Below are 13,716 nucleotides of genomic sequence, written 5' to 3'. Positions count from 1 at the left end.
CGCCCGATCGATGACGTGCCGCGGCATCGCGTCGCCGGCACCGCATCGAGAACAACCACGCCCTGTGCCCAACCATGTCACCACGCCCATCGCCCGCGCAGGACACGCCTCCCCCGACCGCCGCCGCGCCGTCCGTGGCCGCGCCGGATGCCGGCGCCGCGCCCGACGCCGCGCCGCCGCGGCGCGGCCTGCGGCGCGTGCCCGGCGTGCTGGAGGCGCCGGACTTCGAATGGAAGGGGCCGCCGCTCAGCGAGACCTGGCTGAGCCGGCCGGGCGAGCCCGCCAGCGGCTGGATCGACCGCGCGCTCGACGCCATGCCCGCACTGTCGGACGCCGACGCGCGCACCGACCCGCGCGCCGGGCCGCATGCGCGCGCGCATGCGCTGGGCGAGGCCGTCGTGGCCGCGCGCATCGGCGGCGCGTTCTGGGGCAGCGACCCGGCGCTGGCGCTGGACGCGCTGGGCAGCCGCCCGTTCGCGCTGCTGCGCCCCCGCAACGCGCGGCAGGCCGGGCAGATGCTGGCGCTGGCGCGCGCGTGGCGACTGGCGCCGTGCATGGTCATGCCGGGCACTGCCCACTGGAAGACCACGCTGCGCGGCGTCGTGGAGTCCAGCGAGGGCCTGCTGTTCCACGATCCCGTCGACCCGTGGCCGCTGCTCGACCGCTGCCAGCGCGTGGCGGTGGATGGCAACGACACCGTCGGTTTCCTGGCGCTGCTGCGCGGCACGCCCGTCACGTGCGTGGCCGACGGCTACCTGTCGGGGCGCGGGCTCACGCACGACGTGGGCACCGTGGACGCCGACGCGAGCATCAAGCCCGCGCGCACGCTGGCCCAGCTGGCCGATGCCGTGCTGCTGCAGGGCGCCCGCTACGTCGACCCGTTCTCGGGCCAGGCCGCCGCATGCGAGGCCGTGGTGGAACTGCTGGTGTTCTGGCGCGAGCTCTGCCACCAGAACCGCGACGTGGCCTGCTGCACCGGCATGGCGTTGTGGAAGCGCAGGGACATCGCGCGCTTCTTCCACAGCGGCGCGCGGCAGGTCCCTTTCTTCGCCGGCGCGCGCCGGCCCGTGGCCTACGCCGCGTCCCGCGGCGGCGCGGTGGCCGTGTGGGCATCGCGCGAGACCGACGAGCTGGCCGGTTATGCCAACACCGCCGGCGTGCCGCTGTACCGCGTGGAGGACGGTTTCATCCGCTCGCGCGGGCTTGGCAGCGATCTCTATCCGCCGATGTCCATCGTGGTGGACCGGCGCGGCATCTACTACGATCCGGCCAGCGGCAGCGACCTGGAGACCCTGCTGGCGAACACCGTGTTCCCGGACGCGCTCCTGCGCCGCGCGCGCAACCTGCGGGCGATGCTGGTCACGCACGGCATCACCAAGTACGGCAGCGATGCCGGCCCCGCCATTGCGCCGCTGCCGGCGGGGCGCCGCTGCGTGCTGGTGCCGGGCCAGGTCACGGACGACGCTTCGCTGCGGCTCGGCGGCGCCGGCATCGACAGCAACCTGGAGCTGCTGCGGCGCGCGCGCGCCGCGGAGCCGGACGCCTACATCGTCTTCAAGCCGCACCCCGATGTGGAAGCCGGGCACCGCCCCGGCGCGCTGGCCGACGACCTGATCCTGCGCCATGCCGACGCCATCGTGCGCGGCACGCCGCTGCCGCCCCTGCTGGACGCGGTGGACGCCGTGCACACGCTGACCTCGCTGGCCGGGTTCGAAGCGCTGCTGCGCGGGCGCGAGGTGGTGGTGCATGGCCAGCCGTTCTACGCGGGCTGGGGACTGACGCGGGATCTCGCGCCGATGGCCTGGCGCCGCCGGCAGCTCGCGCTCGACGAACTGGTGGCGGGCGTGCTGCTGCTGTATCCGCGCTACCTCGATCCGCAGACCGGCCTGCCCTGCCCGCCCGAAGTGCTGGTGCGGCGCTTCACGCAGCGCCTGCGCGGGTCCGCGTCGCCGCTGACGCGCGTGCGCCGCCTGCAGGGCCAGTTCATGTGGGCATGGCACGCGCTGCGCGCCTGGCTCGGCCGCGGCCACGCGTGGTCGCGCGGCGCCCGGCCATGAGGCGCGGCACCGGCATGGCCGGCCCCGGCCCGTGCGCGCGGCGCGCCTTCCTGTTCCTGCAAGGGCCGCCGGGGCTGTTCTTCAGCCGCCTGGGCGCGGCCCTGCGCGATGCCGGCCACGCGGTGCACCGCGTCAACTTCCACGGCGGCGACGTCATGGACTGGCGCGCCGGCGGCGCGCTGGCGTTCCGCGGGCGCCCGGGACGCTGGCCCGCGTGGCTGGAGACGCGCCTGCTCGCGCTGGGCATCACCGACCTCGTGGTGTTCGGCGACTGCAGGCCAAGGCACCTGGCAGCCGCCGGCGTGGCGCGGCGCCACGGGATCCGGCTGCATGTGTTCGAGGAAGGCTACCTGCGGCCGGACTGGGTCACGCTCGAGCGCGACGGCGTCAACGGCCACTCCACGCTGCCGCGCGCGCCGCAGTGGTACCGCGAGCAGGCCGCGGCCCTGCCCGACCCGGCCCCGCACCGCGCCACGCCGGGCCGCTTCGGCGAGCGCGCCCGCGCGGCGGTGCGCTACTACCTGGCCGGCAGCCTCTCATGGCCGCTGTTTCCGCACTATTGCACGCACCGGCGCTGGCATCCCGCGCGCGAAAGCGCGGGATGGATGATGCGCCTGCTGCGCCGGCGGGCCGCCGCGCGCGCCACGGCCGCCGCGGTGCGGCGGCTGGCGGCGCGCCCGTACTTCCTGTTTCCGCTGCAGCTGGATTCCGATTTCCAGCTGCGCGTGCATTCGCGCTTCGGCGGCCTCGGCCGCGCGCTGCTGCACGTGCTCGGTAGCTTCGCCGCGCACGCGCCGCCCGACTGCCTGCTGGCCCTCAAGGCGCATCCGCTCGACAACGGGCTGACCGACTGGCGGCGCATCGCGCTGCGCGCGGCGACGCGCCTGGCCGTGGCGGACCGCATCGTGTGGATCGACGGCGGCGACATCGCGGCGCTGTCGCGCGGCGCGCGCGGCATGGTCACGGTCAACAGCACGAGCGGCACGCTGGCGCTGGCGGCCGGCGTGCCCGTGCTGACGCTGGGCACCGCGGTCTACGACCTGCCGGGCCTGACCGACCAGCAGGGCCTGGCCGGCTTCTGGCGCGCGCCCCGCGCGCCAGAAGCCACGCTGTTCGATGCCTTCCGGCGCGTGCTGGCCGACCGCTGCCTGCTGCACGGCGGCTTCCACGACGCGGCGGGCATCGACCTGCTGGTGCCGCAGGCCTGCCGGCGGCTGCTCCAGGACGAAGCGCCGGAGCGCGCCGCCGCGCCAGCCGCAACGCCGGCCGCAACGCCGGCCGCCGCGCCGCCGGTCATGGTGAGCCCATGAGCCCGCGCCTGCTGCTCGACATCACGCGGCTGATGCGCCGCAGCGGCCATGCCACGCCCACCGGCATCGACCGCGTGGAGATGGCCTACGCCCATTACCTCGCCCGCCATGCGGGCGAGCGGCTGACCTACACCGCGCTGCATCCGGGCGGCTGGCACGTGCGCCTGCCGCGCGCGGCGGCCGAATCGTTCCTGCGGGAGACCGCGCTGCAGTGGCGGGGCGAGCCCGCGCACGCGCTGCGCGCCGCCGGCCGGCTGTGGCTGCGCTTGTGCCTGTCGGCGCCGCGCCGCGCGATGGCGGCGGACCCCGCCGCCTACCTGCTGCTGTCCCACACCAACCTGGAGCGGCCCGCCGCGGTGGCGCGCGCGCTGGCCAACGAACACGCGCGGCTGGTCTGCCTGGTGCACGACCTGATTCCGCTCACCCACCCGGAATTCGCACGCGCGGGCACCAGCCTGGCGCACCGGCAGCGGCTGCAGACGGTGGAGGCGCTGGCCGATCTCGTCGTCACCAACTCCGGCGCCACGCTGCGGTCGCTGATCGCGCTGCTGGGTCCGGGCCAGCGTCCCGCGCACATGCTGGCGGTGCCGCTGGGCGTGTCCCTGCCCGCGGCCTGCAGCGACGCGCGCGCGGCGCGCCCGCCCTACTTCGTCATGCTGGGCACCATCGAGCCGCGCAAGAACCACGTGCTGCTGCTGCAGGTCTGGCAGCGCATGCTGTCGATGGCCGGCGCCACGCCCACGCCGCAACTGGTCATCGTCGGCCGCAACGGCTGGGAGAACACGCACGTGATGACCATCCTGGAGCGCGCGCCGGGCCTGAACAGCGTGGTGTCGCTGGCAAGCGGCCGCTCCGACCGCGAGGTCGCCGCGCTGCTGCGCGGCGCGCGCGCGCTGCTGATGCCGTCGTTCGCCGAGGGCTTCGGCCTGCCCGTCGCCGAGGCGCTGGCGCTGGGCGTGCCCGTGATCGCAAGCGACCTGCCCGCGCTGCGCGAGACCGGCGGCGGCACGCCCGACTACCTCGACCCGATGGACGGACCCGCCTGGCTGCGGGCGATACGCGACTACACCCAGCCCGACTCGCCGCGCCGCGCCGCGCAGCTGGGCCGGCTGGCCGCCTGGACCGCGCCGACATGGGACGCCCATTGCGGCGGCGTGCTGGACGCCATCGACACGCTGCTCCAGGGCGGCGCGCCGCGGGCCGCGCAGGAGCCTCACCTTGCAGCCTGAATCCACTTTCCGGCGCGGCCTGCGCGCGCAGCTCCGCGTCATCGGCGCGCTGATCCTGCGCGAACTCCATACCCGCTACGGCCGGGAGAACATCGGCTACCTGTGGCTGATCGGGGAGCCGATGCTGCTGGCGGGCTCGGTCGCGCTGATCCACCTCGGCGACACCCACCATCGCGGCGCCATCCTGCCGATTCCGTTCACGCTCGGCGGCTACTGCGTGTTCATCATCTTCCGCTCGATCATCACGCGCGCGGAAGGCGCGCTCCACGCCAACCAGCCGCTGCTGTACCACCGCATGGTGACGATCTTCGACATGCTGGCCGCGCGCGCGCTGCTCGAAGGCGCGTCCAGCACGGTGGCGCTGGCGCTGCTGCTGGCCGGCGCCTGCGCGCTCGGCGTGGGCGACCCGCCGGCGCGGCCGCTGCTGCTGCTGGCGGCGCTGGCGCTGATGATGTGGTTCTCGTTCGGCCTGTCGATGCTGGTCTGCGCCGTCACCTATACCAGCAAGATGGCCAACCGCCTGATCCACCCGATCGTCTACCTGGCCATGCCGATGTCCGGCGCGTTCTTCCTGCTGCGGTGGATCCCCGAGCCCTACCGCGGCTGGCTGTCTTGGGTGCCGCTCACGCAGATCTTCGAACTGCTGCGCGTGGGGCAATTCGAGAACTTCGAGAGCCCTTACGTCGATGGCCCCTACCTCGTGGCCTGGTGCCTCGCGCTGACGCTTGCCGGCCTGGCAAGCCTGCGCCTGGTGCGCCGCCATATCCACCTGTGAACGCCCTCATCGTCCCCAACCCCTTCCACGCCGGAGCCCTCCGCCCATGACCACCGAAGTCACCGTCCCGGCGCACGACCTGCCCGAACCCGCGGCCACGCGCGCGCCGCGCGCCGTACCGGCAAGGCCGGGCCTGGCCGGCCGCCTGCGCGCGTGGTGGCGGGCGCGGTGGCCGTTCCTCGCCACCGTGGTGCTGCCCACGCTGCTGGTCGCGGTCTATTTCTTCGGCGTGGCCGCCGACCAGTATGAGTCCGAGGCGCGCTTCGTGGTGCGCTCCACGCAGACGCAGTTCAGCAACGGCGGCAACGGCCTCGGCCAGATGCTGGGGCTGGCCGGCGTGCTCAACGACTCCCAGGCGCAGTCGCTGAGCGTGGGCGACTACCTGGGCTCCCACGACGCCGTGCGCGCGCTGCACGGCAAGCTGGACCTCGTGGCGCTGTTCCGCCGGCCCGAGGCCGACCTGCTCTCCCGCCTCTGGTGGCGGGACCCGAGCGCCGAGACGCTGCTGCGTTTCTACCGGCGCCAGGTCACCATCGCATTCAGCCAGGACACCGGCATCACCACGCTGCGCGTGCACGCCTTCCGGCCCGGCGACGCGCGCGCGCTGGCGCAGTGGCTGCTGACGCTGGGCGAGGCGCGCGTCAACGCCTTCAACCAGCGCGCGGTGGACGACAGCGTGCGCGTGGCGGCCGGAGAGCTGGCCGAAGCCGAGGCGCAGGTCATCGACGCCCAGCGGGCGCTGACCGCGTTCCGCGTCGACCACCGCGACCTGGACCCCGAGAAGACCGGCACCGGGCAACAGACACTGGTGGCGCAGCTCGAGCAGTCGCTGGCGCAGGCCCGCGCGCAGCTGGGCGCGATGGAGGCGCAGGTGGATCGCGACAGCCCGCAGGTGGTGGCCATGCGCGACCGGCTGGCGGGACTGGAGGCGCAGCTGGGCGCGCAGACCTCACGCCTGGTCGACGGCCGCGGCACCGCGCCGAAGATGGCCGACTACCAGCGACTGATGATGAAGCAGGATTTTGCCGCGAAGCGTTACGCGGCGGTGGCGACCGCGCTGGAAACCGCCCGCGAGAACGCGCTCAAGCAACAACTGTACGTGGTGCACGTGGTGGAGCCGAACCTGCCCGTGCGCGCCCTTTATCCGCGCAGCGCGCTGATCGTCACGAGCGTCTTCTTCTGCCTGCTGGTGTCCTACGGCATCGGCTGGCTGATCGTGGCGGGCGTGCGCGAACACGCGGCATGACCTGGAGACCGGAGTGAACCTGTTCAGACGACTATTGCCCGGCATTGGCGCCGGCCACGATGCCGATGCGGTGCGCGCCAGCGTGGCGGCCGGCGACCAGGCGCGCGACGCGCGCGACTGGCCCGCCGCGGCCAGCCACTATCGCCGCGCGCTGGACGCGCGCGACACCCTGCCCGCCATCTGGGTCCAGTACGGCCACGCGCTCAAGGAAGGCGGCGACGTGGCGGCGGCGCGCGACGCCTACCGCCGCGCCGCGGCGCTGAAGCCGGACGTGGCGGACACCCACCTGCAGATGGGGCACGCGGCCAAGCTCGCCGGCGACCTGGACGCGGCGGCGGCCAGCTACGTGCAGGCGCTGGTGCTGCAGCCCGACTACGACGACGCGCTGCGCGAGCTGCAGGCGCTCGGCTCCCGGGGCGTGCGCATCGACGCCAGCCCGTTGCGCGATGTGTGGACCGCCGCGCCCGCCGACAGCGCGGCGCCGATGGCGCAAGCAGCGGCCGCGCCCGATGCCGCGGACCTGCTGGCGCAGACGCGCTCCACCCTGGCGGGCCTGCTGGAGCAGGCCCGCGCGCTGGACGCCGCGGCGGCGCCGGACGACATCGCGGCCCGCCACGCGCGCGAGCAGCTGGCCAGCGCCGTGGAGATACTGCGCAAGCTCGACGCGCGCGACCTGGCGCCGGCCAGCGCGCGCGACGGCACGAAGCCGGAAACCGCCGCCACCGCCGCCGCGGAGATCATCTTCGACGCCACCGACCTGATTCACCATTTCCGCGGCTCGCGCCTGCCCACCGGCATCCAGCGCGTGCAGCTGGAAATGATCTCCGCGTTCCGGCCCGCCGGCGGCGCGCCGCCGCGCGTGTGCTATCTCGGCGAGCGCGGCTGGCTGGAAGCGCCGGGGCCGCTGTTCGCGCGGCTGTGCCAGATGTGCACGGGCCAGCCGCAGGCCACGCCCGCGGCGTGGCAGCAGGCGGTCGCGCAACTGGACCTGCTGATGCTGGGCGGCCCGGCGATGGCGTTTCCGCGCGGCGCGTGGCTGGTCAGCCTGGGCACGTCCTGGTTCCCCGACTACCTGCTGCACGTGCGCCTGGCCCAGCGCGAATCCGGCGTGCGCTACGTGCCGTTCGTGCATGACCTGATTCCCGTGGTGATGCCCGAGCATTGCGTGGACGACCTGGTCGACCGCTTCGTGGCGTGGCTGCTCGGCGCGTTCGCCCACGCGGACCGCTTCCTCGTGAACTCGGAATGCACGCGCCGCGACCTGGTGGCCGCGGCGGCGCGGCTGGGCCACCACCTTCCCCATACCCACGTCGAGGTCGTCACGCTCGACGCGGACATCCGCAAGCCCGCGCCGGCCCCGCGCGGCACGGCCAACGCCGGCATGCAGGGCTGGGACGCGAGCCGCCAGCCATTCGTGCTGATGCTGTCCACGGTGGAGCCGCGCAAGAACCACCTCGCGGCGTTCCGCGCGTGGCGCGCCCTGATCGAGCACCACGGCGCGCGGCGCGTGCCGCAGCTGCTCTGCGTCGGCGGCAAGGGCTGGAAGAACGAGGCCGTGTTCGCCGCGCTGGAGAGCGATCCGGTCCTGGCCGGGCGCGTGACCATGCTGTCCGGCCTGACCGACGCGCAGCTGGCGCTGCTGTTCGAGCGCTGCCTGTTCACGCTCTACCCGAGCCTGTACGAAGGCTGGGGCCTGCCGGTCACGGAATCGCTGTGCTACGGCAAGGTGCCGCTGGTCTCCGACGTGTCCGCGCTGCCGGAGGCGGGCGGATCGTTCGCCCACTACTTCGATCCGGCCTCCCCCGTGGCGCTGCTGCAATCGATCGAGCGCCTGACCTTCGACAACGCCTACCGGCAATCGCGCGAGGCCGCCATCCGCGCCGGCTTCCGCCCGCGCACGTGGGCCCAGCTTGGCGCGCAGATGGCCCGCGCGGTCAGCGCCTGGGAGGCCCAGCAGCAGCCCGGCGAGCGGACGGAAGGCGCGCCCCGGCTGGCGCCGGGCCGCTACTATCCGATCGCCACGCAGCGCACGCCGGCACTGCGGCGCGGCATGATCGCCGGCGAAAGCCTGCGCGCGGGCGACGGCTGGCACAGTCCGGAAGACTGGGGCTGCTGGAGCAAGCCCGGCGAAAGCCGGCTGGCATGGCTGGCCGGCGACGATATGCGCGGCGAGCGCATACGGGTCTACCTGGGCCTGCGCGGCATGCCCGGCCTTGGCGCGCGATACCGGCTGGAAAACGGCGAGGGACTCTGCGCGGAAGGCGAACTGAAACCCGGAGAAACGCGCTGGATTGCCACCGACGCGCGCATGCCGGCCAGCGCCGGCCAGCCGCTCGAACTGATCCTGCACAGCAGCCGGATGGAGTCCCTGGCCGACGCCACCGACGGCGCGGACCGGCGCGTGATCGGCCCGGCGGTGCTGGGGCTCTACCTGTGCGCCGCCGGCGACATGGCGGCGAGGCTGCGGCTGGTGGAGGCGGTGGCGCTGGGCAGCCTGGACACGCTGACCGACGCGCTAACCGACGCGCTGACCATATCGGCGGACACGGACGGTCTGGCGCTGGCGGCGCACGAGACCGCGCAGTTGCTGGCCGACCTCTGACGCGCAACCATCATGACCATCACGGAATCCCCGGCGCGGCCGCATCCGCTCCCGACGCCCGCGCCGACGCCACCCGCGGGCGACGCCCCGGCTTTCGCCACGATTGCCTCGCCGGGCCCCGGCCGGGCATCGCCCGCCGCGCCGACGCTGATCCAGCCGGTCATCCTGGCCGGCGGCAGCGGCACCCGCCTGTGGCCGATGTCGCGCGAGCAGATGCCCAAGCCGCTGATCGCCGGGCTGCTCGACGCCTCGACATTGCTGTGCGCCACGGCGGCCCGGCTGGCCGGCATCGAGCACCACGCGCCGGCGCTGGCCACCGCGCCCGAGGTGATCGTGGTCTGCGGCGAACTCCATCGGTTCGCCACCGAGCAGCAGCTGCGCGCGCAGGGCCACGCGCCGCGCCTGCTGCTGGAGCCGGCCGGCCGCAACACCGCGCCGGCGCTGACCGTGGCCGCGCTCGACATCGTCGCGGACCACCCCGGCGCGGTCATGGTGGCGATGCCGGCCGACCACGCCATCGACGACATCGCCGCGTTCCGCGCGGCCGTCGCGCACGCGGCGCTCCACGCGCGCGACGGCGCCATCGCCATGCTGGGCGTGGCCCCCACCGCGCCGGAGGCCGGCTACGGCTATATCCGCCTGGGCGCGCCGCTCGACGCGCCCGGCGCGCGCCGGCTCGACCGCTTCGTGGAAAAGCCGCCGGCGCGCGACGCCGAAGCCTACGTGGCATCGGGCGACTACTGGTGGAACAGCGGCATCTTCGTGGTCCGCGCCGATACCTGGCTGGACCTCGTCGCCGCGCTGCAGCCCGGCATGCTGGCCGCCTGCCGGCGCGCGCACGCGGGCGCGCTGGCGCTGGGCGGCAATGCGCTGCTGCTGGACGCGCACGCGTTCGCCGCAAGCCCCGCGGACTCCATCGACTACGCGATCATGGAGCGCGTGGCCGGGCAGGCCGCGCTGGCGCCCGGCGTGGTGGTGCCGCTCGATGCCGGCTGGGGCGACCTGGGCGCGTGGGACGCGATCTGGCAACGGCTGCCGCGCGACGGCAACGACAACGCCGCGCGCGGCCCGGTGGTGCTCGAAGGCGCCAGCTCCACCTTTGCCCACGCCGGCAGCCGGCTGGTGGTCTGCGTCGGCACGCGCAATATCGCGGTGGTGGAGACGCCGGACGCGGTGCTGGTGGCGGACATGGCGCGCGTGCAGGACGTCAAGGCCGCGGTCGAGCGCATCCGCGCCGAGCACCGCAGCGAGGCCCGCCTGCACCGGCGCGTGGAACGGCCCTGGGGCCGCTTCGAATCGATCGACCAGGGCGAACGCTTCCAGGTCAAGCGGCTGGTGGTCGAGCCCGGCGCGCGGCTGTCGCTGCAGATGCATCACCACCGCGCCGAACACTGGATCGTCGTGCGCGGCACCGCGCGCGTCACCCGCGGAACCGAGTCGTTCCTGATCAGCGAGAACCAGTCCACGTACATCCCGCTGGGCGTGACCCACCGGCTCGAGAACCCCGGCAAGACCCCGCTGGAGATCATCGAGGTCCAGTCCGGAAGCTATCTGAGCGAGGACGATATCGTGCGGTTCGACGATGCCTATGGCCGCGGCGGCGCCTGACCAGCACATGACCGGCGCATAGCCCGCGCATGATCAGCACATGGCCGGATCTGCGCAGAATCTGTCGCCGGCCGGTCATGCCCGAGCCGTACTGTCTGTCGCGCGGGGTGTGGCATCGCACGCACACCCCGCGCAACGTCCGCCGTATCCCAAGCGATTTCCATGACCATTCACGCTTCTCTCACCGCGCCAGGCTTGTCGAGAACCGCCCATGCCGGCGGCCCGGACGAGATCATCCTGATGCAGACCTCGGACGCATCGAGCCGATACTTCGACATGATGATGCTGACGGGCCAGACCGCGCGCGGCTATTGCGACCGGCACCAGCTGCGCTACCAGGGCTTCATCGGCCTGAAGCGCGGCAACCGCCCGTGGCACGCCACCTACAACCGCATCGACCTGCTGTGCGAGCTGATCGACCGGGGCTTTGGCGGCTGGGTGCTCTATATCGACGCCGACGCATGGGTGGTCGACCTGGACTTCGACCTGCGCGGCTGGCTGCGCGACAAGCAGCGCTACGCCATGATCGCGGCGCCGGCGGCGCATACCAGCGACTACTTCTGGAACGTGAACATCGGCGTCATGCTGTTCAATCTGGGCCACCCCTTCACGCGCCGGCTGGTACGGGAGTGGGAGGCCTTTCTTTCGCGCTACAGCCTGGAGCGCGACGCGATCGACTGGAACGGCCAGGTTCCCGACGACCAGGGCATGTTCCACCAGTTGCTGGACAAGCACGAAGACGCGAAGTCCCTGGTCCTGCACGCCGACAAGAGCCTGCTCAACTCGCCCTGGGCCAGCTTCGTGCGCCAGGCCATCCGCGCCGAGAACGCCGATATCGACGAGCGCCTTGCACATATTGCTGCCCAAGTTGAGAACGTGCTCAAGAGCTAGGTTCTTCCCTTCCTACTTTCACAGACTGAGTCTGATCACTCATCTCTCACTTCGCCATGACCCTATCGATAGGTACATTCTCCAATTTCTCGAATATCGAGGTTCCGCAAACCGAAGATTTCGTCTGTACCGACGGTTATCGGTATCCCGGAGACGGCGGCCATGCCTTCTATGCAGTAACGTCGGTCGCGGACCCCTCGGGCTGGAGAGCGCGTTCAGCCGACGGCAGATGGTGGCAGATCGTCGTGGATGGCCCCGTGACGCCCGAGCAGTTCGGATGCGTCGGCGACGGCGTTGCCGATGATGCGCTCGCGGCCAACGAGATGAACAACTATTTGAACAGCATTGGCGGAGGTATCGTACTTGCATACCGCCGTTACCGTATTGCCAGCACAAACCTAGTCCTGTATGACAACGTCGGGTGGCAAGGTCTGTTCAGCAAGGGAAGTGGGCTCCGATATTTTGTCACACAGCCCAACAAACGCGGCAACTACTACAACGAACCATCCACGATAGTATTGAATCCGGCATTCACCATCCAGCTTTGGCAAAACACCAGCTTTTCTGGAATGGTGGTCATGCGGGAAGGAATGAGCGTTCCGACATCCATCAGGGCATTCATTAATGCAGTACGAAATTTTTCGGGAACTGCCATCACCGTCGGCAATAATTACCCGAATCTTGGCGTCAATGCATCGATTGCTGACTGCTTCGTAATCGGCTTTCATCAATTATTGCAGAGTGGCGTAAATAACGCCGTTCGCATCATCAACGTAATAGGGGATTGCATCAATGGAATCTGGGTAGACGGCACCGCCGATCTATTCACCATCAACGAATGCAAACTCGAGCCCTTTATATTGTCCTATCTTGAAGATACGACAGGCCAGTACAGCATTACCGATATAACAGAAAGTCCAACAGGTGGAATTCGCATAACCACGGGCACTACAACCCAGATCGTGACAGGAGACCTCGTACACGTTGGCCAGGTCGAAATTGCACCCAGTCAATCCAGAAAGGCGGCGTCTGGTCGTTACATCGCAACAGTCATCGATGGCAACACAATTGATCTCCAGGGCAGCACATTCGACACACCGTACGGCGGGGGTGGGAATCTGTACCTAGCTGAAGCCGCGATCCGGCAAGGAATTGCCTACAGAGTGGAAGGACAACAGGCCGACGGCGTTCAAATCAGCAACTGCTTCGCCTATGGCTTTGATACAACGCTTCGACTGGGCAATGGGTCCAATGCCACTCATGTCACCGGGATTTTCTCGGATGCCAATCTGAACCTGGAAGAGCAAAGCACCATCGACCTGGATATTACCGGGACAGCGAACTACTCCAGCATCATCGGCGGAATGACATCTTCGCATGGAATACAAATTAGATGCGATACGCCAGACACCAATTTCCACACGATTGCATTCCTACCCTTGCAGACGGTTTCCGCGGCTCCGGCGAGCATAGTGCATCTAGCCGGATCGCTTAATATCGTAGGCTGCGCCATCGATGGCAATGTCCTGTTGGGCGACAATATTCAGGCGATAAAATTCACGAATTGCGACAACTTCGGAATAAAATTCTCAGGAAACCCAATTGCACTGGAAAAAATCAGTCTTATCGCAAACCGAAATCGCCTCGAAACAGGAGGGTTGTCGCTTTACAATGGCATGAGCATCGGCTTGGGAACACTAGACCAAAACGGGCTTCCACGCAACGACATCACCATTGACAATGAGAAGATTTCCGTCAGACGCCCACTAGATATATATAGCGTCACTGTCGCTGATGCACTAAGCATGGCCGGCACCATCAGCGCAAATTGCATTATCGGACTTGTCGATGGCGACAACGGAGAATTTTGTCTTGGCGTTATGGCATCGAATAACCTATATCGCATCCCTTTGGGCTCTCCAATATCAGCGGACACCAAAAAATAAGGTGAAATCCTAACCAGGATATGCGTACGCATCCACTCGCGACCGGAATCGC

The 13,716-nt window shown here is 70.2% G+C and carries 9 protein-coding genes; all 9 read left to right on the top strand.

Features of this window, described 5'->3' with window-relative positions:
- Positions 1-74: 74 nt before the first annotated feature.
- Positions 75-2,057 (top strand): capsular polysaccharide export protein, LipB/KpsS family, encoded by a 1,983-nt coding sequence (locus tag ACWTPI_RS07475; protein WP_454731311.1) that lies wholly within the window; start codon positions 75-77, stop codon positions 2,055-2,057.
- Entirely contained in the window at positions 2,054-3,367 is a 1,314-nt protein-coding gene (locus ACWTPI_RS07470; protein ID WP_454731310.1) for a capsule biosynthesis protein, read from the top strand. The genes ACWTPI_RS07475 and ACWTPI_RS07470 overlap by 4 nt, the downstream gene beginning before the upstream one ends.
- Entirely contained in the window at positions 3,364-4,596 is a 1,233-nt protein-coding gene (locus ACWTPI_RS07465; protein WP_454731309.1) for a glycosyltransferase family 4 protein, read from the top strand. Before ACWTPI_RS07470 ends, ACWTPI_RS07465 begins: the two co-directional genes overlap by 4 nt.
- Entirely contained in the window at positions 4,586-5,371 is a 786-nt protein-coding gene (locus ACWTPI_RS07460) for an ABC transporter permease (RefSeq protein WP_059413225.1), read from the top strand. The genes ACWTPI_RS07465 and ACWTPI_RS07460 overlap by 11 nt, the downstream gene beginning before the upstream one ends.
- 46 nt (positions 5,372-5,417) lie before the next feature.
- Positions 5,418-6,617: a hypothetical protein gene (locus tag ACWTPI_RS07455; RefSeq protein WP_454731308.1), complete on the top strand. Its 1,200-nt coding sequence runs from the start codon at positions 5,418-5,420 to the stop codon at positions 6,615-6,617.
- Between the two features lie 13 nt (positions 6,618-6,630).
- Complete coding sequence (locus ACWTPI_RS07450) at positions 6,631-9,219, top strand: glycosyltransferase (RefSeq protein WP_454731307.1); 2,589 nt, start codon at positions 6,631-6,633, stop codon at positions 9,217-9,219.
- Between the two features lie 12 nt (positions 9,220-9,231).
- Positions 9,232-10,827: a mannose-1-phosphate guanylyltransferase/mannose-6-phosphate isomerase gene (locus ACWTPI_RS07445; protein WP_454731306.1), complete on the top strand. Its 1,596-nt coding sequence runs from the start codon at positions 9,232-9,234 to the stop codon at positions 10,825-10,827.
- Positions 10,828-11,022: 195 nt separating this feature from the next.
- The gene (locus ACWTPI_RS07440) at positions 11,023-11,718 is read left to right on the top strand and encodes a hypothetical protein (RefSeq protein ID WP_454731305.1); all 696 of its coding nucleotides are present in this window, start codon (positions 11,023-11,025) and stop codon (positions 11,716-11,718) included.
- 56 nt (positions 11,719-11,774) lie between these two features.
- Complete coding sequence (locus ACWTPI_RS07435; protein ID WP_454731304.1) at positions 11,775-13,664, top strand: hypothetical protein; 1,890 nt, start codon at positions 11,775-11,777, stop codon at positions 13,662-13,664.
- Positions 13,665-13,716 lie beyond the last annotated feature (52 nt).

Source organism: Cupriavidus ulmosensis, assembly GCF_977008105.1.
The sequence above is the reverse complement of the archived record's forward strand: the minus strand, read 5'-3'. Positions and strand labels throughout refer to the sequence as shown.

Coding starts and splice junctions, on each gene's coding strand:
- ACWTPI_RS07435 (WP_454731304.1), top strand. CDS start 11,775: ATGACCCTATCGATAGGTACATTCTCCAATTTCTCGAATATCGAGGTT.
- ACWTPI_RS07445 (WP_454731306.1), top strand. CDS start 9,232: ATGACCATCACGGAATCCCCGGCGCGGCCGCATCCGCTCCCGACGCCC.
- ACWTPI_RS07475 (WP_454731311.1), top strand. CDS start 75: ATGTCACCACGCCCATCGCCCGCGCAGGACACGCCTCCCCCGACCGCC.
- ACWTPI_RS07465 (WP_454731309.1), top strand. CDS start 3,364: ATGAGCCCGCGCCTGCTGCTCGACATCACGCGGCTGATGCGCCGCAGC.
- ACWTPI_RS07455 (WP_454731308.1), top strand. CDS start 5,418: ATGACCACCGAAGTCACCGTCCCGGCGCACGACCTGCCCGAACCCGCG.
- ACWTPI_RS07470 (WP_454731310.1), top strand. CDS start 2,054: ATGAGGCGCGGCACCGGCATGGCCGGCCCCGGCCCGTGCGCGCGGCGC.